We start from the raw sequence: 24,925 nt of genomic DNA, 5'->3' as shown, positions 1-24,925 counted from the left end.
TGTTCGCGCGCGGCTGGCGTGCGCCCTGGGTACGACGTTGCCTGGTCAGTGGCATGCTGCTGCTGGCGGTCGCCTTGTGGGTGGAACCTGCCGATATCATGGCCGAAGTGCAGCGCTTCTCGCTGGGCTGGATGGTTCTGGCGCTGGCCATCAGCGTGCTGCAGGTCATGCTCAGTGCGTGGCGCTGGCAGCTTACGGCGGGGCTGATCGGCGTGCCGCTGCGTTTTGGCTACGCCCTGCGTGAATACTACCTGGCGTTGTTGGTCAATCAGCTGCTGCCAGGCGGGGTGCTGGGAGATGCCGGGCGCGCGCATCGCCATGCGGGCCAGGCCACTTCCCGTGGCAGCGCCTGGCGAGCGGTGGTGATCGAGCGCGCGTCTGGTCAGGTGGCCGTGGCGCTGCTCACGCTGGCAGCACTGCTGGCATCGCCAATGTGGCACGCTGCGCTGGGGCCTGTGGTGTTGATGTCATTGGCGGCTGGTGCCCTGCTGGGCATGGCGGGGCTTGCGCTATTGATACATTGGGTGCGTCGCCAACGGCTGGCGCTACCGCGCTGGTGCCAAAGCCTGGGGCGCGACCTGCGTCGTGGGCTGTTTCAGCGTCGCGTATGGCCCCTGCAACTGAGCTCGTCGCTGACCATCGTGATCAGCTATGGCGTGGTCATGCTGTGCGCGGCCAGGGCCATTGGCAGTCCGATACCTGCCTTTGAACTGCTGGCGTTGGCACCGGTGCTGCTGCTTTCCATGCTGGTGCCGCTCTCGGTAGCCGGGTGGGGCGTACGCGAAGGCGCCGCAGCAGGTTTATGGATGCTGGTGGGCATGCCGCCTGCGCAGGGCGTGGCCATTTCGCTGGCGTATGGCGTGCTGGTGCTGCTGTCCAGCCTGCCGGGTATTCCCGTGGCACTGGCTCGGCGCGGCCAAGCGAGCCCGGCAAGCTCCCCGGCCTCTTCGAGTGAAGGGGCCATGGGGGCTGCCGCGTCAGGAGCGGCGCAGCTCGACGTCGAACAGCGTGTCGGCGCCGCATCGGAACGAGCGCATCGTGGGGCGCAGCGCCTGCTCCAGGGTGTCGATGGGGGTCATCACCAGCCCGGGCCGCCCCGAACCAATCAACAGCGGGGCCACCAGCAGGTGCAGGCGATCCACGGCCTGGGCTTCGATGAACTGGGAAATGGTGATGCCGCCACCTTCCACCAGAACGCGGTGCAATCCGCGCTCTGCCAGCAGCGCAATGACATCGTGGGGCTGAAATTGACCATGGGCATTCAGCGGCAGGCAGCACTGCTCGGCAGCGCTATTCAGCGGGGCTACCTGAGGCCCGGTGATGTGCAGCGTCGCCACGTCGCCAGGTTGAAACAGCGCCAAGGTGGTGGGCACGCGACCGCGCGGGTCCAGCACCACGCGAACCGGGTTGGGCCCATCGACATGGCGCACGGTGAGCTGGGGGTTGTCGGCCGCAGCGGTGCCGGCGCCCACCACCACGGCATCGGCCAGGGCGCGCAGCCGGTGCAGGTGCACCAGGCTTTCAGGGCCGTTGATGTAATGGGAATGGCCGCTTTCCGTGGCGATACGCCCATCCAGGCTCTGGCCCAGCTGCGCGACCACCCATTGTGGGCTGGCGGCCAGCGGGGTCAGGCAATCGAGCCACTGCTGAACGTCCGGCCCAGCGGCCTGTGGCGTCTGGGCCTCAGGGGGAAGAGTAGACGCCTCGGTCATGCGCCGTGCCGTGGCACTCAACGCGATCAACCATTCCCAGGCCGCCTCATCATCGAGGGCCGGGGAGTATCGAGCAGAAGAACTGGAGTCGGGCATAACACTTCCCTATTGGATACACCCATTGATCATGCGGGGCCAGGTAGCGCAACGCAAGTGACCTTTGTTCAGACGACTAGGCAATCCGGAGGCCTACATGTATCACATTGAACGCGCCATTTTTGATATTCGCCGTGGTTTACCTGTCGTGATTCGCAGTGGTGAGCAGCGCTTGCTGGTGCAAGCGCTGGAGGGTAGCCGCTCGGTGGCGGCGCTGGCGGCGCTATCGGGCTCACGTCCGGCCATGGTGTTGACCCGCCATCGGCTGGAGGCCATGGGGTTGTCGCTCAAGGCCGACGCTGCCTGCCTGCCACTGGCCGAACAGATCGGCGAGCATGAGCTGCACCAGCTGGCCCTGGCGCCTGGTCAGGCGCGTTCGAGCGCGCTGCTGAGCGGCTTGAAACCCGCAGGCGCGGCCGAGCGCGGTGCCGTCACCCTGATGCGCCGGGCGCTGCTGGTGCCTGCAGCCCTCACCGCTGACGTGAGCGAGCAGGCCAGCCATGCCGTGGCCGAGCAGGTGCGCCAGGGGCAGCTGCTGGAAGTCAGTGCCGAAGAAGCCCTGCAGTGCCTAGCCGGTGCGCCCGGCATGCTCAAGCGGGTCAGTGAAGCCAGCATACCGCTGGAAGACGCGCCGCATAGCCGCTTCGTGCTGTTTCGCGAGCCCGATGGCCTGCGCGAGCACGTGGCAGTGGTGATCGGCCAGCCCGAAGCCCAGCAAGGCCCCGTGCCGCTACGCATGCACTCTGCCTGTTTGACCGGTGACCTGTTCGGTAGCTTGCGCTGTGACTGCGGTGAGCAGTTGCGTAATGCCGTGGCCGATATCCAGGGGATGGGCGGTGGCGTGCTGCTGTATCTGGCCCAGGAAGGGCGGGGTATCGGCCTGGCCAACAAGCTGCGCGCCTATACCCTGCAAGACAGTGGCCTGGATACCGTGGACGCCGACCAGGTGTTGGGATTTGGCGATGATGAGCGGCAATACGCGGTGGCGGTGGATATGCTCAATGCGTTGTCGATTCATCAGGTACAGCTATTGACCAACAACCCGCTGAAAATGGCGGCCTTGCGGGAAGGGGGGATCGAGGTAGTCTCGCGTCAGGCCCTGTATGGCAGCGTGACCGATCACAACCATCGCTACCTGAGTGCCAAGGCCAACCGGGCCGGACATTTTCTGGACGACGTGCTGGAGAGCCGTGGCCACTGAAGCATCAGGCGTCAACCGCTGAACACTTAATCGTTGCCGCTGAGCCAGCACCCGGCCAGCGGCATTTTATGGTCAAGAGAGTCAGTTCAGGGCGGGCAGTCGAGCGGTTTCTTCCACCACGCGGGCCAGCAGGCCCGCATAGTGGCGCACCAATCGTTCGCCCAGGTCGGCGCTGGCGCCACGGGCATCGCCCGCCACTCCGTGGGGGCTCAGGTCTTCTGCCAACCAGGCATAGGCTGCGCTGCCTTCGGCGCCCAGCAGGCCACCTTCGGGAGGCGTGGCGGGGGGCGTGGGCGTATACCCTTCGGTGTCTACCCATTGGGGTGCCAGGTGCAGCATCATCGAGGTCTCCAGCAGCCCTCCGTGCAGCCCATGGCGCAGCTCATCGGCGGCCAGGGCACCTTCCAGCGGCGGCAGCCGAGTATAGGTCGCCTTGACCACGCGCATGGCGTGGCGCTGGCGCAGAGTCAGGGCCGCCAGGTCCATCACGGCCTTGTTGCCGCCATGGCTGTTGATCATCACTAGCTTATGGATGCCCGCCCGGGCAATGCTGTCGCCGTAGGCTTCCAACGTCTCGATGGCCAGCCTGGCGGGCAGGCTCAGGGTGCCTGAAAAGCTGGCGTGCTCATCGCTGGCTCCGATGGCCATGGGGGGCAGACAAAGCACCTCGATGTCGTCGGGGAGCTGCGCCAGCATGGCCGCCTGCAGGCCCTCGCCGATTATCAGGTCGGTGCCCAGGGGCAGGTGGGTGCCGTGCTGCTCGATGGCGCCCAGCGTGATGAGGGCGATGGGCTGGCGCTGGGCCAGGGCCTGAAGTTTGGGCGCGGTCAGGTGTTGCCATTCATGAACCATAACAGTCTCTTCAAGGGTGATCGGTACGGCTGAGTGCTAGGCGTCGGTGAGTATCGGATGGTCGTGGCGGCAGGCGTAGATATCCCCCGACGCCAACTGTCCCGCTCCCTGGGCGAGCCATTGTTGCATGGCCTCTGGGGTTAACCACTGCTCGAAGAGGAATCGGCGGCGCTCGCCTGCAATGGCGTTGAAGCGATACTCCCCCAGCCGCTGTATCTCTTCCAGGCAGGCGTGGCTGACCTCCAGCATGCCCGCCACGAACTCCACGGAGAGGGCCGCAACGGGGTGATGGAGCCCCTGCAGTACCTCGGCCTCGAAGCCTTCCACGTCGATCTTGATAAAGCGCGGGGTGCCATAACGTTCGATCAGTGCGTCCAGAGTGGTCATGTCGACCTGGAGAGTCTGCTCCCAGCGCACGTGATGAAAGCCGGGGTTGCGCTCGCCTACCTGATGGCGCCAGTCGTTGGCCAGCGTGGACAGGGTGGGGTTGCCTTCGCTGATGGCGATCTCGGCGACGCCGAGCTGAGGCCCCACGGCCAGCGGCAGCAGGGTGATGTCAGGGCGTTTCAGCAAGCGCTGAAACCACTTGGCTAGCGCTGGCTGGGGTTCCAGAGCAATGACCCTGGCCCCCAGGGCTTGAAATGCCGCGCTGCGATCTCCCAGATGTGCACCCACATCGAAGGCAATGTCGCCAGGCGCGATGAAGGGGCGATAAAGGCGTTGCAGGCTGCGCTGCCGCCCCGGCCGCCAGTAAATGAACAGCGAGCGAGCCATGCCGCCTGCACGGCGCAGCGGTGCCAGGGTCAATGAAGGCATTTAATGAGGCTCCTTGGCACGGGAAGCGGCGTTTCGGCGCGAGGACAAGGCCTTCAACGGTTGGCTGGGCATGTCACCGAACTGCTCCCGTGGCGGCTGGTTGGGGGTGGCCGAGCCGCTGACGATCAGACTTTGAGAATGACGTGCGCACAGGTCGGCGAAGTCTTGCAGCAGGGGTGGGGTCGGGCAGCCGGTGGGGATATGCAGCAACCCCAGCCGTTGGCTGGCCACCCCGCCCCAGGTGCCGCTGCTGGAGTACTTCACCAGCGGAGCTGCCGCGACCAGGCCAAGCCAGGCAGGTGTCAGCCAGCCAAAGGCCGAGGGTGAAAAAAGGATCATCAAGCCTGCCCAGAGGCTGCCGCACAGCGTCATCCAGCCAGTGTGCCGCCAGCTTTCCCGCCAGCTCAGCGAGCGCTCGCCCCGATGCTGGGTCTGCCAATCGATGGCGCGCCCGATCAACACATTGATGATGAACAGGCTATGCCACGCCATCATCAACGGTGCGATCAGGGCGGCGAAGAGCATTTCCAGCAGCGTGCTGGCGATGAGAGCCAGGCGGCCATTGAAGGCGCGGGGGGCTTGCCACAGTGCCAGCACAAGGCCGAGTACCTTGGGCGCCAGCAGCATGCCGAGCGTCACGCTGAGCAGGCCAAGGGAGAGACTGTGCGGCAAGAGCGGAGGCGCGCCGTTGTCGATGGCCTGATAACCCACCATGAAGCTGGTGCACAGCAAGAGCCCAAGCCATACCAGCGATGAGAGATAAGCGAAGGCGCCAAACAGAAAGTGCAATCGGCTAATCGGGTGAAACCCGGCACCGGTCAGCAGCCGAAGGTGCTGGAGATTGCCCTGCAGCCAGCGCCGATCACGCTTGGCAAAATCCAGCAGGTTGCTGGGCATCGCTTCGAGGCTGTGATTGCCTGCCAAGGGCAGGGGCGAGGCGGCGGAGGCCGTGGCCGAGGTATCCAGCAGCACTTGCCAGCCGCCCCGCTTGAGCAGGGCGGCCTCGACAAAGTCGTGGCTCAATAATTCACCGCCCAACGGGGGTTTGCCAGGCAGGGTCGGCAACCCGGCATGGGCCATGAAGGCATGGGTGCGGATAATGGCGTTATGCCCCCAGTAGTTGGCGGCGTCGCCCTGCCAGAAACTTTGACCTGCCGCCAGCATGGGGCTGTACAGCGCTGACGCAAACTGAATGAAGCGGCCGAACAGGGTGCGCTGACCTACCGGCAAGGGGACGGTCTGGATCAGCCCTACGCCCGCGTAGCGCTGCATCTGATGCACTAGATGCAGCAAGGTGGTGCCGCTCATCAGGCTGTCGGCATCCAGCACGATCATGTAGTCGTAGCGCCGCCCCCAGCGACGGCAAAACTCGGCAATATTGCCCGCCTTGCGGCCGCGATTGTCCGGCCGCCGCCGATAGTGCACGGCCACCTGGCCAGCCAGCCGCTGCTGCAAGGCGGCCACATGGGCGGCCTCTTCGGCGGCCTGGTCAGCCTGCTGCGTGTCGCTGAGGATGAACACCTCGAAATGCGCTTGTAACGGGGTGGCTGCATAGTGAGGGTTGCTGCTCATTTCCTGGAGCAACGAGCGACAGGTGGCTTCGAGACCGGCCAGAGTGGGGATGGGGGGCTCGGCATAAATCGGCATGATCAAGGCCGTTTTGCTGGATAGCGCATCGATGGCTGGCCTATGAGACTGACGTTTCAAGGTCAGAGGGTCCAGCCGCAGGCTGCACAAGATGAAGCCGCATACCGCTCCCCAGAAGGCCAGGGCGATCCAGCTGAAGGTCAGCCCAAACAGCACCAGCATGACGATGCGCCAGCCGAGCGCCAGGTTGGCGACCACGTTGGCCATGACCAGGCAGCCAACCACGCTGGTGCCGATGACCAGCGTGGCCAGCAGCGTACGGCGGGCATTCAGCCAGGGAATGAGGGGGCCAAGAGACGTCGAACTAGGCATCGGGATACCATACGTAGTTCCAGCTCTCGGTCAGTGGCTCCCCGTCGTGGGTCAGGCGCAGGCGTATATCGCTGGGGCGATCGGAGGGCAAACGGAAGGTGGCCCGCCAGCCATGGTCGGGTAGTCGCTTCACCTGGGGAAGCTGGGCTTCGCCGTCCAGTACGCTGATGTCCAGCTCCGGTACGACCTCCTCGGCCAGCGTTTCCAGGGGGCCGCCCATGAAGTCGACCACCAGCTGGCGCTGGTCGGCAGACGCAGAATCGGCTTCTCCAGGGACGGCAGCACTGCCTTGGCGCGTGCGAATCACGCGGCCCAGAGCGTGCTGCTCGGGCTGAGTGTTCAGCGTATAGGTGCGGTAGTGAAGCCTGCGTGAATCACCCGCCTTCAGTGGCGCATCGGCTACCCAGTAGGCAACGATATTGTCGTGGGTTTCATCCGGCGTGGGGATCTCGACCAGCTCGACATGGCCCTCCCCCCAGTCGCCAATCGGTTCGACCCATTGGCTGGGGCGACGATGATAGTGAGCTTCCAGATCCAGATAACGATCGAAGTGGCGCTCTCGCTGCATCAGGCCAAACCCTTGTGGATCATGGTCCATGAACGCGGAGATACGCAGGGCCGAGGGGTTTTGCAGCGGGCGCCATATCCACTCATCCTGGCCGGTGTGAACCAGCAGCCCATCCGAGTCGTGTACCTGAGGGCGAAAGTCGTCGGGTCGTTGAGCCGTTGACTCCCCAAAGGTGAACATGCTGGTCAATGGGGCAACCCCCAGCTTGGCCACGTCGCTGCGAGCAAACAGCTCGGCTTCCACCTCGGCTTCGGTCTGTTCACCGGGTGTCAGCGTGATGCGATAGGCGCCGCTCAGCGATGGGCTATCCAGTAGCGCCATGAGCGTAACGCTCTCGTCATCCTGCTCGGGCTTGACCAGCCAGAATTCACGAAACGCCGGAAACTCCTCCCCCCGCTCGGAGGCGGTATCGATGGCCAGGCCCCGTGTGGAGAGCCCATACGCTTGCCCTTGGCCTACCAGCCTGAAGTAGCTGGCGCCCAGAAACACCGCAAATTCGTCCGCGTAGTCCGGGTCGTTGATAGGGTAGTGGAGCCTGAAGCCGGCATGACCGCTGCCGCTCAGGTCATGCTCCAGCAGTTCGCTGGCCGCACCGTCGTAGGTGAAGTCCTGTTTGGTGAATGCCAAGGGAGACAACGTCTCGCCATCCAGCACATTCAGCGTGATCGGCGTTTGAAACAGAAAGCCGCTGTGAAAAAGCTGCAGGCTGAACGGGCTTTCGTCTTTCCAGTAGGCGCGCTCCGGATCGAAGCGAATCTGCCGATAACCGTCATAGTCCAGCGATTGCAGCGCCTCCGGCAGGGTGGCTTCGGGTGCCTGATAGGGCGCTTCGGCCAACTGCTGGGCCTGCGCTATGATAGAGTCGAAAAGTACTTGTTCCTGGCTGGCCATGGCAGAGACAGAACACAACCAGCCCAGCGACATCATCCAGCTTGCAGCGGTACGACAGCCCATTATCGAGTTCCTTTCGTGGTCAACTCAAAGACGACAGCACAATGTGGTATGAAATAATTAAACAAAAGCTATACGCTTAACAAGTCATGTTTAGCAATGGGGTGTGACGGAGTGCGAGAATCCGTTGAGTGGGCCAAGTCCTACTGCCTCCATCCATTGATCGACCTTTCTTTAAACTGGCCATGAGGTATCAATGCTGCGTCTCCTGTTAGCTATCTGCGTGGTCAATACATTACTGGTCATGCCACTGTGGTGGCGCTTTGGCACTTGGGCGGCGCCACTGCTGGCCTGGGAAGCCTGGGTGCTGGTACCCGCCCTGTGGTTGCTTCCTGTTCGACGCTGGCGACGTGCCGCTGGCGTGACGGTCGTCAGCGCCTTGGCCCTGTTCACGCTCATCAATCTTGGGGATGCTGCTACCCACACCGCTTTTGGTCGTTCGTTGAACCTGTATCTCGACGTGCCGCTGGTGCGTTCCGTTTACCACCTGCTTGTAGGTAATGTAGGCCAACTTGCGGCTATTTGCTTGATGCTACTGGCATTGGTGGTGCTATTGGTGGGCGTGTGGGGGTTGCTGCGCTTGTTGCTGCCCAGAGTGCCGCTTTCGCTGGCGCGCGGCCAGGGCAAGCTTGCCCTGGGCGTTCTGGTGGTGGCTGCGGGTTTGTTGCTGCTGGAGGCAAACCGCTACCGCTGGGTGCCCCATTCTACGCTGCCAGTAGTGCACACGGCACGTTTTCAGTGGCAGCAGGTGGTCTCGACCCATCAGGCAAGGTTGGCCTTCAGCGAACAGCTGCAGGCTTCGCCCATGGCCACCCAGGCGTTGCCTGGGCTGGAAGGGCGCGATGTGCTGCTGACCTTCATCGAGTCCTACGGCGTCACGGCGCTGGATGACCCGCGCTACAACCGTCAGATTCTGGCCACCCTGGCCGAGATCGAAACGCGCCTGGAACAACGCGGGTTATCGGTGGTGTCCGGATTGATGGATGCGCCGATTCGTGGCGGGCAGTCGTGGCTGGCCCACGCCACCACGCTCAGCGGCCGCTGGATCGACAACCAGTTGTGGTATCGGCTGATGCTCAATAGCGGCCACCCTACGTTGATCGATGACTTTCGCGCCACGGGCCAGCACACGCTGACCGTGATGCCTGCCATCACCCTGGCCTGGCCCGAAGGCGAAGCCTACGGTTTCGACCAGATCGTCGCTGCCAGAGACATGCCTTACGCGGGGCCTCCACTCAACTGGGTCACCATGCCCGACCAGTTCACGCTGGACTATACCCAGCGCCACTTGCTGGGGGGCTCCCCGGTGTTTGCCCAGATTGCGTTGATCTCCAGCCATGCCCCCTGGACGCCCATCCTGCCCGTGCTGGAGAACTGGTCGATGGTGGGGGATGGGTCGATTTTCGCCCCGTGGGAGAACGCGGCCGACCCGCCCGAGGTGATCTGGCGCGATATCGAGCGTATTCGTGACCACTATGCCTGGTCTGTGGACTACGCTGTGAAAGTCACCGGGCGCTGGGCAGAGCGGGTGGCCGATGAGCAAACCCTGCTGATTGCCTTGGGCGACCACCAGGCGGCGCCTTTGATTACCGGAGAAAACGCCAGCGCGGCGGTGCCGGTGCATATCGTCAGCGGCGACCCTGAACTGTTGGCCCCTTTCATGGCGCGTGGCTTCGTGAACGGCATGCTGCCTGACCTGTCAGCCACCTTCGATGCCCCACCCATGAGCCAGTTACGCCACTGGCTGCAAGAAGATTTTGGCGCAGCGGAACCGTTACCAGGTACGACACCGGGGACGACACCAAGGACGACACCATGATTCAACCCGTCATTCTCAGCGGCGGTAGCGGTACACGGCTGTGGCCGCTTTCCCGGGAACAGATGCCCAAGCAGTTTTTGCGCCTGACCGGCGAGCAAAGCCTGTTACAGCAGACACTGGCTCGGCTTGCGGACATCACCGCACAGCCCGCCATGTTGATGGGCCATCATGCGCATCGCTTTTTGATGGCCGAGCAGCTTCGCGAAGCTGGCCAGCAGGGGCAGGTAGTGCTGGAACCGGAAGGGCGCAATACGGCCCCGGCCATCGCCTGTGCCGCGCTGCTGGCACGCCAGACGGGGGACGACCCGCTTTTGCTGGTGCTGCCCGCCGACCATGTGATTGGCGATGTGGCCGCGTTCACCGACAGTGTGCGGCGGGCCACGCCGTTGGCTGAGCAAGGTTATCTGGTGACCTTTGGCGTCGTGCCGACTCATCCGGAAACCGGTTACGGTTACATTGCTTGCGGCGCGGCGTTGGGAGATGGCCACCATCTGGACGCCTTCATCGAAAAGCCCCCTCTTGAAAAAGCCAAGGCCCTGCTGGCCGAAGGCAATACGCTGTGGAACAGCGGCATGTTCCTGCTGCGGGCCTCGGATTATCTCGCCGAGCTGGCACGGCTACAGCCCGACATGCTGGCGGCCTGTCAGGCAGCGGTAGACGAGGCGCACCACGATCTCGATTTCCTGCGCTTGCACGAGGCCTCCTTCAAGCGCTGCCCCAGCGAGTCCATCGACTATGCGGTGATGGAGCACTGTGCCAGGGCCGCCGTCGTGCCGCTGGACGCGCGATGGAGCGACATCGGTAGCTTCGATGCGCTGATGGCCACGCACACCCCTGATGCGGCGGGCAACGTGGTGACCGGTGACGGCGTATTGCGGGATACCCAGCGCTCGCTGGTGGTGGCCAATCATCGCCTGGTGGCGACCCTGGGCGTCGAAGACCTGGTAGTAGTGGAAACGTCGGATAGCGTGCTGGTGGCTCGCCGCGATCATGCGCAGGGGGTCAAGCAACTGGTGGCGGCCTTGAGCGCGGCAGGGCGGCGCGAGCCCTGCTCGTCACCGCTGGTGCACCGCCCCTGGGGCAGTTTTCAGGCCATGGACAGCGGCCAGCGCTATCAGGTCAAGCACATTACCGTGCGCCCCGGTGCACGGCTGTCGTTGCAGCGCCATCATCATCGCGCCGAGCACTGGGTGGTGGTGAGCGGCACTGCCAAGGTCACCGTGGAGGAGCGCACCTTTCTGGTCAGCGAGAACCAATCGACCTACATCCCGATAGGGGCGCTGCATCGCCTGGAGAACCCGGGCAAGATTCCGCTGGAGCTGATCGAGGTGCAGTCCGGCAGCTACCTGGGCGAAGATGACATCGAACGGCTGGACGATGTTTACGCGCGCCACAGCGACGACTGAACCCGCCGCTACTTCTTCAACACAGCCAGGTGCTTCTTCACCACAGCCAGCTGCCAGGCCTTGCCGGGGGCTGGCCCTTGCGTACCGCCAGCCAGCCAAGCGTGCAGCGCACGCCCAGCCAAAGGGCCAGCAGCGGCCACAGCAGCGCGCCGAGAAACAGCAGGGTCAAGGTGAACGTGACCAGGAAATAGAGGCTGCCGATCCAGAACGTACGGATCAGGTAGCGGTAGTGGGCCTGCAGCCAGGGCGCTGCCTCGCGACGGTACACATACGCCACGATCACACCTATCAGCAGGGTGATGTTGGCGGTGAACAGCCCGGCCAGATACAGCGCATAGACGATCTGCGGCGGGCGCGTATCCTGTGGCGGGTTAGGCGGGTGGGGAGAAGATTCGGTCATGCCACTCTCGTTCAATAAAGGCGGAAATCGTTGGCGTTGGCGAGCCCTTGCTGCTCCTCCACGACCTTGCGGTAGCGCTTGTATTCCCATTGGTACTGGGGTGGGTCCAGGGCAATCGAAGCTTCCACGCTGGCGTTGACGCCGGTGGCGGACAGCGTGTCGTCCTCGCTGTAGACCCGTTCGTCGGCATCCAGAAAGTGAATCTCGAACCCCTTGCCGGGAATACGTCGTGCCACTCCCGTGACCACGCGAGCCTGGGTCCGAGCGACCAGCTTGGGTAGCAAGGTGGCCGTGTAGGCCTCGTGCCCGTAGAACGGCGCAAATACGCCACTGCCCCAGGCGGGTTCCTGGTCGGGCAGGATGCCGATGGCTTCGCTGCGCTTCAAGGCTTTCAGCAGGGCGGCGACGCCACGTGGGTTGGTCGGCACCAGCTGTGCGCCCATGCGCTCTCGGCCGTGGCGCGTAATGGCTTCCAGGTCAGCGATCTTGGGCGGTTCGTACATGGCCGTGAACGGGAAGTGGCTGGAGAGCCAGAAGTTGAGCACTTCCCAGTTGCCAAAGTGGGGCGCCAGTACGATGACGCCGCGCCCTTCGGCCCGTGCGCTGTCCAGCTTGTCGCGCCCGTGCACGGCCAGAATGCTGGCTTCCACCTTCTCGGGAGGCGCCATCCAGGCGTGGCCCAGCTCCAGCATGGTGGCCGTGGAGTGCTGCAGGCTCTGAATCGCAAACGCCTTGCGCTGCTGAGCGGACTGGTCTGGAAAAACCCGCGCCAGGTTCAGCTCGGTCACGCGTCGCTCACGCTTGCTGAAGCGATAGATCTGAGGCCCCATGAAGGCTGCAATGCGCCATAGCCGAGTGACGGGCCAGCGGGAGAGCATGCGCCAAAGCCCGGCGATGGCACGGGCCTGATACTGCGCCCGGCGGGTGTGTAACGGTTCACTCATGGATCACAGCAGCCAACTGTCGACGTTGGAGGGCGCGCGCTTCTCTTGCAGCCCTTTGAAGCCTTTGACGCAGCGCACGATAAACCACACGGCAAAGGCCAGCAGCAGCGGGAAGCCGATGAGGATGAGCGTCAGCAGCGTGGCGATGCTGCCGTACAGTAGCCCGATCCAGAACGTACGAATTTGATAACGGTAGTGTTCGTCCAGCCAGACAGGGCCCTTGCCACGATACACGTAGGCAATGATCACTCCGATGACCGAGGTGAAGCCCACCACGAAGCTGGCCAGATAAAGGGCATAGATCACCATGGCCATGGTGGTGTCGGGGGCCGGTGAGGGCGTTTCAGGCGTGTCGGTGCGGTTGACCACTTCACCTTCGATGGGGGTGTCGTCACGCATGGGCGTTCCTTCTTTTCGATTCGACGATAGCATCCAGCGGATACCCTGTTAGCCCGCCATGATAGCGTGGGCAGGGCGACTTATCACCCGTCGACCCGCCCAGCATGGCGGTCTGGCTCAGGGCTGGCGTGCTGCTGGTCGACAGATTTCGAGCAGGTTGCCGTCGGGGTCTCGCAGATAGAGGGATTCGATGGGGCCGTTGGCTCCCTGGCGGGCCACCGGACCCAGCTCCACATCGACTTCGAGCGCGTCCAGGTGCTGCTTGAACTCATCCAGCGGCAGCTGGCAGCGCAGGCACAAGTCCAGGCTGCCAGGCGTTGGGGTGGCCGACACCGGGGCAATGTCAGTGTCGGTTTGATGCAGGCGCAGGGCCGTATCACCCAGCAACAGGTCGACCCGTTGGGCATCCCGATAACGCACATCCAGACCCAGCACACGAGAATAAAAATCCACAGCGCGACCCATATCGGTCACGGTTACAACAAGATGGTCCAGACCTGAAAGCATGCCTCTTTCCTTAAATACGAACGTAAAACCAGAGAATACGATGATGCGACGCTGCCCGCCATGTCAGCGGCAGTCGAACGACCATCGCGCAGTCGCAAGGCCATGACTGGGTCATCGACAATGTCATCAGTTTGCCACGGTTGCATGGCTATGTGGGGTTTAAGGGACACATGGGTCGCGCGATGGGCGCCGGGCAGCTATTTTGGGAAGGGCACCAAACGTCATTCAATGGCTTGGAGTAGATGAATTTCCTGCCAAGGAAGCATTCGGTTATCAAAAACACCAGACTGCTGGGCATGGGGCTGAAAAAGCATTGACTTTATGCCACTGGCAGCAATAATTGCGCGCCCGTTTTCTGCCTGCCGGTGCGATAGGCGTACAAACGGCCATCGATTCATACTCAATGCAATGTGAGGTACGCATGTCGCGGCAACTGCTGGCCATGGCGCTGGCGCCCCTACTTGGGCTGTTCATTCTGGGCATTGGCAACGGTTTTCTCGCCACCTTGATCACCATTCGACTGGACGCTGCGGGCGAGTCGGCCACGGTGATCGGTATCGTGTCGTCTGCCTATTTCATTGGCCTGGCCCTGGGGGCCATGTTCAATGATCGCCTGTTGCTGCGCATTGGCCATATTCGTGCTTACGGCAGTTTTGCATCGCTGGTGGCCGTCACCGTGCTGTTGCAAGGGTTGTTCTTCGACCCTTGGGCGTGGTTTGCCCTGCGTCTGGTGGGCGGTTGGGCCACGGTAGGCGTCTATCTGGTCATCGAGAGCTGGCTGTTGACCGCGGGCGACCAGAAAGTGCGTGGCCGCCTGCTGGCACTGTACATGATCGCGCTCTATGCCGCGGGCGTACTGGGCCAGCTGATGCTGGGCGTGACCAGCGCCATGGGTGACACCGCGCCCTTCATGGTGATCGGCCTGCTGGCGTCGCTGTCGGTACTGCCGATGGCCATGATTCCCCGCGTATCGCCGCTCATCGAACACGCCGAGCCGCTACCCCCGCACCGGCTGATCACCATGACCCCGACCGGTGTGATGGGCAGCCTGGGGTCGGGCATGGTGGTGGCGGCGGCTTATACGCTGCTGCCGCTCTATCTCCAGCGTATCGGCATGAGTGTCAATCAGGTGGGGCAACTGATGGCGGTGGTGATTCTTGGCGCCATGCTGCTGCAATACCCCATTGGCCGCTGGTCGGACCGCCACGACCGCCAGATGGTGCTGATCGGCATCAGCGCGTTCTGCGTGGTGATCTCGGCAGCCATGCTCTGGCTACCGCTCTCTACTCCTTTGTTGGTCGCGCTGCTGTTCCTGCTGGGTGGGGGCGTATTTGCGCTTTACCCGGTGGCCGTGAGCCACGCCGCCGACCGTGCACCCGCAGGGGCGCTGGTGCGCATGAGCCAGGGCCTATTGCTGATCAACTCCATCGGGGCCACCATCAGCCCGCTGATGATTTCGCCGGTGATGACCGCCATGGGCGATGCCGGACTGTTCTGGGCCTTTGGCTCGCTCAGCCTGTTCTTCGTGCTGTTCTTCACGTGGCGCCGCAGCGTGCGCCCGGCCCCGGTCCCCGTGGCGCCGTTTACCGCCACGACGCCCATGACCGCTGCCGGTGCTGAACTGGTGGTGACCGAAGAGCTGGTGCAGGGGGCGCTTGAGCATGAGCATCTGGAAGACCTTTCCGATGTGGTACCGGAAGTAGAGGTCGCCGAGCCGGTAGTGGGGCCGCCCCAGGAAGACGAAAGCCACATCACTTATTACGACGACATAGAAACCGAGGTGCGCAAATAAGCCGCTGAAGCGGCTATCAGGTGAGACCTTGGGCTAATGGTGCGCTGGAAGTAGTGAAACTACTATCGACGATAGTGTTTTTACTATGTCGCCGTATTTGCCCGAGGTTTTGCCATGAATTACTACGCCGCGCCGGTCCGCGATCTGCGCTTTGTGCTGGAAGAGATGCTGGCGCACCGCTCCCTGGCGCTGCCTGGGTTTGAAGAAGCCACACCGGATCTCGTTGAAGCCGTACTGGAAGAAGCTGCGAAGCTGGCAGGTGACGTCTGGGGGCCGCTCAATAGTACGGGAGACCGTCAGGGAGCCCAGCGTCACACCGATGGCAGCGTCACCACCCCCGAAGGCTTCGCGGCGGCTTACCTGGCGTATGTGGAGGGTGGTTGGAACGGCATTGGCGTGTCTGAAGCACTGGGCGGTCAGAACCTGCCCGAAGTAGTGGCCAGCGCGGTGCAGGAGATGCTCCACGGCGCGAACATGGCGTTAGGGCTGTGCCCGATGCTCACCGCCGGTGCCATCGAGGCGCTGGCCCATCACGGCAGCGATGCCTTGAAAGCGACCTACCTGCCCAAACTGGTCGAGGGCTCCTGGACCGGCACCATGAACCTCACCGAACCCCAGGCGGGGTCGGACCTTTCCAAGGTGCGTACCAAAGCCGTTCCAGAAGGCGATCACTACCGCATCAGCGGTCAAAAGATCTACATCACCTGGGGCGAGCACGACGCTGCCGAAAACATCATTCACCTCGTTCTTGCCCGTAAGCCCGATGCCCCGGAAGGCAATAAGGGTATCTCACTCTTTTTAGTGCCTAAGTTCCTGGTCAATGACGACGGCTCGCTGGGCGAGCGTAACGATGTCACCTGCGCCTCCATCGAGCACAAGCTCGGCATTCACGGGTCGCCCACCTGTACTCTCAGCTTTGGTGAAAACGGCGGTGCCGTAGGCTATCTGGTGGGGGAGGAGGGGCGCGGGCTCAACCACATGTTTACCATGATGAACGAGGCGCGTCATAAGGTCGGTATTCAGGGCATTGGTGTGGCCGAGCGCGCCTGCCAGCACGCGTTTGCCTACGCCAATGACCGCACCCAGGGGCGTTCACCCAAGCAGCGCGGCGGCAGCGACTGCACCATCAGCGACCACTTCGATGTGCGCCGTATGCTGCTGTCCATGCGTGCCCGTACCGATGCGCTGCGTGCGCTGGCCCTCTACTGCGCTGGCCAGCTGGATGTTGCCCGTCATGCGGCCGATGACGCCGAGCGCCAGTCGGCCCAGGCCTGTGTAGATGTACTGATTCCTATCGTCAAGAGTTTCTCTACCGACCAGGCCGTGGACATTGCTTCCATGGGGGTTCAGGTGCACGGCGGCATGGGCTATGTGGAAGAGACTGGCGCTGCCCAGCTGCTCCGAGATGCCCGCATCGCGCCCATCTATGAAGGCACCAACGGCATCCAGGCGCTGGACCTGGCAGGCCGCAAACTGCAGCGCGATGGTGGTGCCGCCTTGCTGGCCCTGTTGGCCGAGGTACGCAACACCGCTGACGACCTGGGCAAGAGTACGCGGCTGAATGCCATGGGGCCGCTGCTGAGCGATGCCGCTGACGACCTGCAGGCCGCCATGGAGATCGTGCTGGAGCAGGGTAGCCACCCTGAACAGGGGCCGGATGCCGTGCAAGCCTACGCCACGCCGCTCTTGAACCTGGCGGGCCATGTGCTGTGCGCCTGGCAGATGGGCCAGGCGGCGCTGCATGCCCAGCAAGCCATTACCCAAGGCAGCGACGACCCGTTTTACCGCACCAAGCTGTGCAGCGCCGAGTTCGTCATCCACCAGTGGCTGCCGGTCGGGCGTGCCCAGCGCGCGGTGATCGAGGCCGGCATGCAGTGTTTTAGCCAGTTTGACAGCCGCGTCGCCTACTGATCCCACTGCCGCCGCCTTTCAGGCGGCGGTGTTCATCAGGTATCGCCCATGGCGAGCGTCGCGCCCAATAAAACCCTCAGTAATAAAACCTTCAATAATAAAACCAAGAGTGCAAAACCGATCATGACCTCCATCTTTGAACAAGATCTACCACCGACAGCCGCCAATCACGTGGCGCTTTCCCCTCTAACGTTCATCGAGCGTTCGGCGGCGGTGTATCCCGATTACCCGGCCGTGGTGCATGGCCAGACGCGCCGCACCTGGGCAGAGACCTGGGCACGCTGCCGCCAGTTAGCCTCGGCGCTGGAAAAGCGTGGCCTTCAGCCAGGGCAAACGGTGGCCGCCATGCTGCCCAATGTGCCCGCAATGTTCGAGGCCCACTTCGGTGTGCCGCTGGCGGGCTGCGTGCTGAATACCCTGAATATCCGCCTCGATGCCGATGCCATCCGCTATATGCTGGCCCATGGCGAAGCCAGGGCGATTCTGGTGGATCCTGAGTTTGCCGAGGTGATTCAAGCGGCGGTGGCCACGTTGGAGAGCAAGCCGCTGATCATCGACGTGGCCGACCCGGAGTTTTTGGGTGAGACTCAAGGCATTGGCGAGTTGGAGTACGAGGCGCTGCTGGCCGAGGGCGACCCGGAGTACGCTTATCAACTGCCCAGCGACGAGTGGCAGGCGATTTCATTGAATTACACGTCTGGGACCACGGGCAAACCCAAAGGGGTGGTATATCACCATCGCGGTGCCTACCTGAACGCGGTGAGCAACATTCTCGAGTGGGCCATGCCGCACCATCCTGTCTACCTGTGGACGCTACCGATGTTCCACTGCAACGGCTGGTGCTTCCCCTGGACCATTGCCGCCAATGCAGGCGTCAGCGTTTGCTTACGCAAGGTAGATCCCAAACGCATTACTGACCTGATCGCTGAAGAGGGCGTCACTCACTTTAGCGGTGCGCCGATCGTGCTCAATGGGCTGGTGAACCTGCCCGCCGAACAGAAGCGGGTGTTCGATCATCCGGTGAAGGTGACCACCGCCGGTGCCGCGCCGCCTGCCTCGGTGATTGCAGGGGTGGAAAAGCTGGGCATCGAAGTGACCCACGTTTACGGGCTTACCGAGGTGTACGGCCCGGTCACGGTATGTGCTTGGCGCGAGGCGTGGAACGAGCTGCCGCTGGAGTCGCGGGCCAAACTCAAGTCACGCCAAGGCGTGCGCTACCACATGCTGGAAGCGCTCTGCGTCGCCGATCCAGTCACGCTGGAACCCGTTGCCAAGGATGGCCAAACCATCGGCGAAATCCTGATGCGCGGCAACAACGTGATGAAGGGATATCTCAAAAACGCCGAGGCGACGGAAAAAGCGCTGGAGGGCGGCTGGTACCACACGGGCGACTTGGCGGTATGGCACGCCGACGGCTATATCGAGATTAAAGACCGCTCGAAAGATATCATCATCTCGGGCGGTGAAAACATCTCCACCATTGAAGTCGAAGATGCCATTTACAGCCATCCAGCGGTGGAAGAGGCCGCCGTGGTCGCGAAGCCGGATGAAAAGTGGGGCGAAACGCCCTGCGCGTTCGTCAAACTGAAAATAGGCTACGGCGAAGTCACCGAGGCGGATATCATTGCCCACTGCCGTAATCATCTTGCGAGCTTTAAAGTGCCGAAAACGGTGGTTTTTAGCGAACTGCCCAAAACGTCCACGGGCAAAATTCAAAAATTCGTGCTGCGTGAAGAAGCCAGACAGCACCAGTCAGGGGAACAGCAATGAGCGAACAGCGGATTGGCGTGGTAGGCGCAGGCACCATGGGGCAGGGGATTGCTCAAGTGGTGGCCGCCAGTGGCTTTAATGTACGGCTGTACGATGTTGCCGATGAGCAGCTCACCCGCGCCAAAAATGCAATCGATAAAGGGCTCGAGAAGCTCGTTGCCAAAGAGAAGATGACGGCAGAGGGCAAGCAGGAAGCGCTGGCTCGGCTTTCGACCACCACGGCGCTGGATGCGCTCAGCGACTGCAGCGTGATCATCGAAGCTGCTCCCGAGCAGCCCGCATTGAAAGAGAAGCTGTTTCGGGATCTCAGCCATTTGAGCAGCGACGCTATTCTGGCATCGAACACGTCGTCTCTATCACTGACACGGCTGGCGGCGGTCTGCGAGCGCCCTGAGCGGGTGGTAGGCATGCACTTCTTCAACCCGGTGCCGGTACTCAAGTTGGTCGAGGTGATCCGCGCCGAGCAGACCTCGGATGCCACCGTAGAGCGCATCGAAGCGCTGACCAAGGCGCTGGGCAAAACCGCAGTGCCGGTGGGCGATGCGCCAGGCTTTGCCGTGAACCGTTTGCTGGTGCCGATGATCAACGAGGCCGCGTTTATCGTGCAGGAAGGCACCGCCACGCCGGAAGCCATCGATGACGCCATGAAGCTGGGTGCCGCCCATCCCATGGGGCCGCTGGCGCTGGCGGATTTGATTGGCCTGGATGTGTGCTTGGCGATCATGGAAGTGCTGCAGGAAGGTTTTGGCGATCCCAAGTACCGCCCCTGCCCGCTGCTCAAGCGCATGGTGGCCGCAGGCTATCTGGGCCGCAAGAGTGGGCGTGGGTTCTATATCTACGAATAGCAGGCTGCGAGCTTAAGGGGCGACAAAAGAAGTGATTGCCACCCAACCAAGCGTTCGCTAGGGTTGAGTGGTAACCACTTCTACGCGCGATAACAATTAAGGAGCCGCCATGAGCGATGCAGTGATCGAGAAGGTTGATAACGATGGCGTGGTACGCCTGACCATTAATCGTCCCAAAGCCTTGAACGCGCTGAACAGCGAAGTGCTCAGCGCTTTGGAAACGCACCTGGTCGAGTTGGAAGCTCACCCCAGCCTGCGGGCGGTATTGATTACGGGGGCCGGAGAAAAATCTTTCGTGGCCGGGGCAGACATCACCGAGATGCGTGATAAAACCCCGGAAGAAGCGCGCGCCTTTGCCAGCCAGGCACTGCGCACCATCAAACGCCTGGAAACCTTGCCCGTGCCGGTGGTCGCGCTGGTCAACGGGTTTTGCCTTGGCGGCGGCTGCGAACTGGCGCTGGCCTGCGACTGGGCCGTCGCCAGCGACAACGCCATCTTCGGCCAGCCGGAAGTCCTGCTAGGCGTCATTCCAGGCTTTGGCGGCACCCAGCGTTTGCCGCGCCGAGTCGGTCCCGCCATGTCCATCGACCTGGTGACGACCGGGCGCAAGATCGATGCCCAGGAAGCGCTGCGCATCGGTCTCGTCAACCGGGTAATGCCCCAGGCCGAGCTTGAGAACTATGTTGAAGAGCTTACCAAGCAGCTGAAGGGTAACGGGCCGCAGTCGGTACGCGGCGCCAAGCAGGCTGTGCATGACGGCATGGATCAGGACCTCGATAGCGCCTTGGCCCTGGAAACCAGCCTGTTCGCCTTCTGCTTTGCAGGCCAAGAGCAGAAAGAGGGCATGAGTGCGTTTGTCGAGAAGCGTAAACCCAATTTCTAGGGGTTTGTTTTTCGAGTTTTACTTATTCAAGGGGTGGCGTATGCGTCACCCCTTAATTTATTCTCAGGCTCACTATTTTCTATTTTTCAGAGAAAGGAGGCACCGCGATGCAGTGGGCCGCTTTTGTGGTTGCCGCGCTGGGGTTTGCCTACTTGCCTGGGCCTGCGATGCTGTATACCGCTGCGCAAACCCTGGGGCGTGGCCGACGCGCAGGCTGGCTGGCGGTGGCGGGAGTGCATCTAGGCTGCTACGTGCATGTAATAGCGGCCGCGCTTGGCCTGGCCCTGCTGTTTGCCGCCATTCCGCCTGCGTATCTCGCCATGAAGATCATCGGTGGGCTCTATCTGCTCTGGATGGGGGTGCGCTTGTGGCGGCAGGGCATTCGCACGATTGGCGATGAGCTGCCGTTGGCCACCACCCGGCGGGTGCTGCGCGATAGTTTCCTGGTAGAAGTGCTCAACCCCAAAACGGCGCTGTTCTTCGTGGCGTTCCTGCCCCAGTTCGTGCAGCCCGACAGCGCTTTGCCGGTGGCATGGCAACTGCTGTGGCTGGGGGTAGCCACCAACGTACTGTTTTCGTCGGCGGACGTGGTCGTGGTGTTGCTGGCCAGCCCGCTGCGCGCTTGGCTGCAAACGTCCAATAGCTCCACCCGTTGGGTACAGCGGATGGGCGGCGGCGTACTGATGGGGCTGGGCGGGAATACGCTGGTTCAGGCGGCACGCTAAAACGATCACTCGCAAGGCTATCAATCGCTAAAGCGATCAATGACGTGTTCACCACAAGGAGCGCACCATGTTTGATCTGTATATCGCCAACAAGAACTACTCTTCCTGGTCGCTGCGCCCTTGGGTGCTGCTGAAAACGCTGGAGATCCCCTTCAACGAGCATCTGATGCCGTTCGAAGGGGGCTTTGGCGAGAGCCTCGCGACCTTCAAGCGTTTTTCTCCTTCGGGGCTGGTGCCGTGCCTGGTCGATCGCGAACACGAGGTGGCCGTGTGGGACTCGCTGGCGATTGTCGAGTACGTGGCCGAAGCGCATCCTGACGTATGGCCACAGCAGCTTGCCGCACGGGCCTGGGCACGCTCCGCCAGTGCCGAGATGCATAGCGGCTTTGCAGCGCTGCGCGATGAGTGTTCGATGAACTGTGGTGTACGGGTAGCGATGAACGCGATGTCCCTTGGGCTGAAAAGCAACCTGGCCCGGCTGGATGCGCTATGGCAGGAGGGGCTTGAGCGTTTTGGTGGCCCTTTTCTGGCGGGTGAGCACTTTACCGCCGTGGACGCGTTTTATGCCCCAGTGGCGTTTCGCGTGCAAACCTTTGGCCTTCCGCTGGGCGATGCCTCGCTGGCCTACGTGCAGCGCCTGTTGGCTCTGCCTGCCATGCAGGCGTGGTATGCGGCGGCGCTGAAAGAGACCTGGCGGGAGCCCATGCATGAACAAGAGACCCTGAAGCAGGCAACGCTGCTGAGCGACGAGCGGGCGACCGCATAGTACTTTAAAGAAAGTACTGTACAGAAAGTACTGTGCAGGAAGTTCCGGGCTAGAGGGGGGACGGCGCGGAGAGGGCGTAAATCCGCTACACTGACGCCTCTAATATTTCGCAACACGATTGAGAGTCATCAGATGGCGCTAAGTGCTACCCCCTACAAAGTGGATGTGAACCTGACCGACCTGGACCGCAACGTCTACGAAACGCTGCGGTTCACGGTGGCGCGCCACCCTTCCGAAACCGAAGAGCGCCTGTGCACACGGCTGATCGCTTACCTGCTGTGGTACAGCGAAGCGCTGGCCTTTGGACGCGGGCTCTCGGACGTGGACGAGCCAGCCTTGTGGGAGAAGAGCCTGGACGGGCGAGTGCTACACTGGATTGAAGTAGGGCTTCCCGATGCCGAACGCATGACCTGGTGTTCTCGGCGTGCCGAGCGGGTTTCCCTGCTGGCCTATGGCCGTGTCGACCTGTGGGAGAGCAAAGTGCTGCCTGCGGTCGCATCGCTGAAGAACGTTCACGTGGCCGGGTTACCCGCCGAGGCGCTGTCTACGGTGGCGACGAACTTGCCCAGGGCCATCAACTGGGCCGTGATGATCAGTGATGGTGCGCTGTTCATTACCGATGAGAACGGCCAGCACGAAATCACCCCTGAATGGCTGCTGCGCGAACGCTGATCGAGGGTACTGGCGATGAGGGATGACCGCCAGGCTCCGCGCAAGTGGAAACCGCGTTGAGCGAGCCATAGGCGACTATAAAAGTAGCTTGCTATCTTTTTGCAAGATTACATACAATCAGCAATGTTTGTTACTCAAGGAACGAGCCATGAAACCCTTTGCTGTATTACGTGCCCTGGTATTGCCGTTTAGCCTGCTGCCGGCGCTAGCCATGGCCAGCGACAGCGCCTTGACCCTCAAGCTCGAAAACGATGGCCTGGCCAGCAGTGATGACGGCCACTTCACCAGTGGCTTCGAGCTGAACTGGATGACGACGCCCTCCGAACAGAACTGGCTGCAGCGGCTTGCCGTGGCGTTGCCAACGGGGTTGATGGGGCAGGCTGACCGGGTGGCGTATCGCTTCGTGCACCAGATTTATACGCCCGATAACATCGAACGGCGCTCCCTGATCGAAGATGACCGCCCCTATGCAGGGCTGGTATACGGCGGTGTGTCGCTATATGAAGATGTGCCGGTGGGGCAGTGGCAGCGGGCCACCGATCTGCACCTGGATGTAGGCTTGGTGGGGCCCTCTTCCTTGGCTGACAGTATCCAGCGTGAGGTGCACCGCGTCACCAATAGCGACCGCCCGCGGGGCTGGCGTAATCAGCTGGGTGACGAAGCGCTGATCAATCTGACGCTGCGCCGCCAGTGGTGGCATGACACTCCGCTGGCGGGCAAACAGTTTGCTCACGGCCCCAGTGTCGGGGCGGCATTAGGCAACCTGTACACCTACGCCAGCGCTGGCTACAGCGTGCGCTGGGGAGACGACGCTCAAGGCATTCCTACCCTGACCCCCAACCCCGGTACGCGCCATCTGATGAGCGAGAGCCGTGGCTGGCAGTGGTATCTGTTTGCCAGCGTCGAAGGCTATTACATGGCCCATAATCTGACCCTGGACGGTAATACCGTGCGCGATAGCCATTCGGTAGACCGCAAGGAGTGGGTCGCCGATGCCTCCACGGGCTTGGCGCTGGCCTGGGAAGACTGGCAGGTGACCTACGCCGTCGTACAGCGCACCCGCGAGTTCGAAGGGCAGGATGAGCAGGATGTGTTTGGCGCCATGACGCTGACCAAGCGTTTCTAGTGCAGTAGGCCGACGCGCAAACGACCGAGAGGGGCAGCATGAGCAGCAAATACCCACAGACACCGGATGGACGCTACTTCGTTGCCAAGAACCGGCTGTGGCGCTGCACCGATCCGCGTCTCTCGGAAGATACCCGGCGTCTTCATGTCAAAGCGTTGATGAAGGCGCGGCGTGCGGTGCGCAGTGCCCAACAGCATGACGATGAGCACGCGCTTCGCCAGGCACGTCAGGCCGTGCAGGAAGCCAAGGAAGCACTGGGTGAGCGGGGGCCTGTCTGGTGGCAGGATGGAGCACCGGACGAAGGCGGTCTCGCTCCCCACAACAGCTCCTATGCCGACTGGTGGGCTTCGCGCTCCTGAATCCCGGCGTGTGGTAATCTGCACACCACTCTTACTGCATCGATAGGCACCCTGTGACCATCAAAGCCAATCTGTCCATTCTGGATATCGTGGGCCACCTGCTGGTGTGGCTGTTACTGACGATTTTTACGCTGGGGATCGCGCTGTTTTTCTTTCCGTACTCCTTTGCTCGCTTTGTCATCAATCGTACTAGCGTGGTCGACCATGCCAGTGGGGTAGAGCGAAAAATGGTCTGCGATATCAATATCTTCAGCAATATCGGCCATATCATCCTGTGGATGGTGATTTCGTTTATCACCTTGGGGATTGGCTATATCTTCTACTTTTACCGCGTCTGGAACTACGCGTTGAACAACTCACGCGTGCTGTAGTTCTGCCGGTTCCTCCGCCCGCTGCCTGTCAGCGGGCACCCCCTTTCACAGGTTCACGTTGACAACCCAACGTTC

General features: G+C 62.2%; 23 protein-coding genes and 1 pseudogene. 15 read left to right on the top strand and 9 right to left on the bottom strand.

The genetic code is table 11. The features are described 5' to 3' along the window. Nucleotides 1-53: 53 nt before the first annotated feature. A pseudogene (locus IE091_RS14155) lies at nt 54-863 on the top strand (lysylphosphatidylglycerol synthase transmembrane domain-containing protein); the annotation flags it as partial. A 114-nt stretch (nt 864-977) separates the two neighbouring features. Here IE091_RS14155 and IE091_RS14150 read toward each other — a convergent pair. Further along, the gene (locus IE091_RS14150) at nt 978-1,712 is read right to left on the bottom strand and encodes a RibD family protein (RefSeq protein ID WP_229800847.1); all 735 of its coding nucleotides are present in this window, start codon (nt 1,710-1,712) and stop codon (nt 978-980) included. 193 nt (nt 1,713-1,905) lie between these two features. Between IE091_RS14150 and ribA the strand changes: the two genes are divergently transcribed. After that, the gene (ribA, locus tag IE091_RS14145) at nt 1,906-3,009 is read left to right on the top strand and encodes a GTP cyclohydrolase II RibA (RefSeq protein WP_039176589.1); all 1,104 of its coding nucleotides are present in this window, start codon (nt 1,906-1,908) and stop codon (nt 3,007-3,009) included. Nucleotides 3,010-3,090: 81 nt separating this feature from the next. Here the strand turns inward: ribA and IE091_RS14140 are convergent, their stop codons facing one another. Genes IE091_RS14140 through IE091_RS14125 form a run of 4 tightly spaced genes read right to left on the bottom strand, consistent with a single transcriptional unit; the run spans nt 3,091 to nt 8,158 of the window. Beyond that, on the bottom strand, nt 3,091-3,861 hold the full coding sequence (locus IE091_RS14140; RefSeq protein ID WP_189463924.1) for a creatininase family protein: 771 nt from the start codon (nt 3,859-3,861) through the stop codon (nt 3,091-3,093). Between the two features lie 36 nt (nt 3,862-3,897). Next, entirely contained in the window at nt 3,898-4,677 is a 780-nt protein-coding gene (locus IE091_RS14135; RefSeq protein WP_039176583.1) for an FkbM family methyltransferase, read from the bottom strand. After that, on the bottom strand, nt 4,678-6,636 hold the full coding sequence (gene mdoH / locus IE091_RS14130; protein WP_189463923.1) for a glucans biosynthesis glucosyltransferase MdoH: 1,959 nt from the start codon (nt 6,634-6,636) through the stop codon (nt 4,678-4,680). Beyond that, nucleotides 6,629-8,158 (bottom strand): OpgD/OpgG family glucan biosynthesis protein, encoded by a 1,530-nt coding sequence (locus IE091_RS14125; protein ID WP_189463922.1) that lies wholly within the window; start codon nt 8,156-8,158, stop codon nt 6,629-6,631. The genes mdoH and IE091_RS14125 overlap by 8 nt, the downstream gene beginning before the upstream one ends. A gap of 193 nt (nt 8,159-8,351) precedes the next feature. On the opposite strand from IE091_RS14125, the gene IE091_RS14120 reads away from it, so the two are divergent. Then, nucleotides 8,352-9,974 carry an alkaline phosphatase family protein gene (locus IE091_RS14120; protein ID WP_189463921.1) on the top strand — a complete coding sequence of 541 codons (1,623 nt, stop codon included), beginning with the start codon at nt 8,352-8,354 and terminating at the stop codon, nt 9,972-9,974. Further along, entirely contained in the window at nt 9,971-11,380 is a 1,410-nt protein-coding gene (locus tag IE091_RS14115; RefSeq protein WP_039176567.1) for a mannose-1-phosphate guanylyltransferase/mannose-6-phosphate isomerase, read from the top strand. The genes IE091_RS14120 and IE091_RS14115 overlap by 4 nt, the downstream gene beginning before the upstream one ends. A gap of 37 nt (nt 11,381-11,417) precedes the next feature. On the opposite strand, the gene IE091_RS14110 is transcribed toward IE091_RS14115, so the two are convergent. From IE091_RS14110 to IE091_RS14095, 4 genes are all read right to left on the bottom strand, one after another. Next, a complete protein-coding gene (locus tag IE091_RS14110; protein WP_189463920.1) occupies nt 11,418-11,780 on the bottom strand; it encodes a DUF4870 family protein in 363 nt (120 codons plus the stop codon). A gap of 11 nt (nt 11,781-11,791) precedes the next feature. Continuing rightward, on the bottom strand, nt 11,792-12,724 hold the full coding sequence (locus IE091_RS14105; RefSeq protein WP_039176560.1) for a lysophospholipid acyltransferase family protein: 933 nt from the start codon (nt 12,722-12,724) through the stop codon (nt 11,792-11,794). A 3-nt stretch (nt 12,725-12,727) separates the two neighbouring features. Next, entirely contained in the window at nt 12,728-13,123 is a 396-nt protein-coding gene (locus IE091_RS14100; protein WP_081139079.1) for a DUF4870 family protein, read from the bottom strand. 117 nt (nt 13,124-13,240) lie between these two features. After that, nucleotides 13,241-13,630, bottom strand: a complete 390-nt coding sequence (locus IE091_RS14095; protein WP_016914602.1) for a VOC family protein — start codon at nt 13,628-13,630, stop codon at nt 13,241-13,243. Between the two features lie 421 nt (nt 13,631-14,051). On the opposite strand from IE091_RS14095, the gene IE091_RS14090 reads away from it, so the two are divergent. The 11 genes from IE091_RS14090 to IE091_RS14040 all read left to right on the top strand — a co-directional run bounded on the left by IE091_RS14090 (nt 14,052) and on the right by IE091_RS14040 (nt 24,850). Next, complete coding sequence (locus IE091_RS14090) at nt 14,052-15,422, top strand: MFS transporter (RefSeq protein WP_039176554.1); 1,371 nt, start codon at nt 14,052-14,054, stop codon at nt 15,420-15,422. A gap of 114 nt (nt 15,423-15,536) precedes the next feature. Continuing rightward, complete coding sequence (locus IE091_RS14085) at nt 15,537-17,333, top strand: acyl-CoA dehydrogenase (protein ID WP_189463919.1); 1,797 nt, start codon at nt 15,537-15,539, stop codon at nt 17,331-17,333. A gap of 123 nt (nt 17,334-17,456) precedes the next feature. After that, nucleotides 17,457-19,103: an acyl-CoA synthetase gene (locus IE091_RS14080; RefSeq protein ID WP_189463918.1), complete on the top strand. Its 1,647-nt coding sequence runs from the start codon at nt 17,457-17,459 to the stop codon at nt 19,101-19,103. Next, nucleotides 19,100-19,948, top strand: coding sequence for a 3-hydroxybutyryl-CoA dehydrogenase (locus IE091_RS14075; protein ID WP_039176547.1), 849 nt, complete (start codon nt 19,100-19,102; stop codon nt 19,946-19,948). Before IE091_RS14080 ends, IE091_RS14075 begins: the two co-directional genes overlap by 4 nt. Nucleotides 19,949-20,057: 109 nt before the next feature. After that, entirely contained in the window at nt 20,058-20,831 is a 774-nt protein-coding gene (locus IE091_RS14070; RefSeq protein ID WP_189463917.1) for an enoyl-CoA hydratase-related protein, read from the top strand. 107 nt (nt 20,832-20,938) lie between these two features. Continuing rightward, the gene (locus tag IE091_RS14065) at nt 20,939-21,556 is read left to right on the top strand and encodes a LysE family translocator (protein ID WP_189463916.1); all 618 of its coding nucleotides are present in this window, start codon (nt 20,939-20,941) and stop codon (nt 21,554-21,556) included. Nucleotides 21,557-21,623: 67 nt separating this feature from the next. After that, entirely contained in the window at nt 21,624-22,322 is a 699-nt protein-coding gene (locus IE091_RS14060; RefSeq protein ID WP_189463915.1) for a glutathione S-transferase family protein, read from the top strand. Between the two features lie 132 nt (nt 22,323-22,454). Then, nucleotides 22,455-22,994, top strand: a complete 540-nt coding sequence (locus tag IE091_RS14055; protein WP_189463914.1) for a YaeQ family protein — start codon at nt 22,455-22,457, stop codon at nt 22,992-22,994. Between the two features lie 148 nt (nt 22,995-23,142). Continuing rightward, the gene (locus IE091_RS14050; RefSeq protein WP_144981748.1) at nt 23,143-24,120 is read left to right on the top strand and encodes a lipid A deacylase LpxR family protein; all 978 of its coding nucleotides are present in this window, start codon (nt 23,143-23,145) and stop codon (nt 24,118-24,120) included. Between the two features lie 38 nt (nt 24,121-24,158). Beyond that, nucleotides 24,159-24,479 carry a hypothetical protein gene (locus tag IE091_RS14045; RefSeq protein WP_039176530.1) on the top strand — a complete coding sequence of 107 codons (321 nt, stop codon included), beginning with the start codon at nt 24,159-24,161 and terminating at the stop codon, nt 24,477-24,479. 53 nt (nt 24,480-24,532) lie between these two features. Then, entirely contained in the window at nt 24,533-24,850 is a 318-nt protein-coding gene (locus IE091_RS14040) for a DUF6693 family protein (protein WP_039176527.1), read from the top strand. The last annotated feature ends 75 nt before the right edge of the window (nt 24,851-24,925 follow it).

The organism is Vreelandella hamiltonii (assembly GCF_014651775.1).
Lineage (GTDB): Bacteria > Pseudomonadota > Gammaproteobacteria > Pseudomonadales > Halomonadaceae > Vreelandella > Vreelandella hamiltonii.
This window is presented reverse-complemented; position numbering and strand designations above follow the sequence as displayed.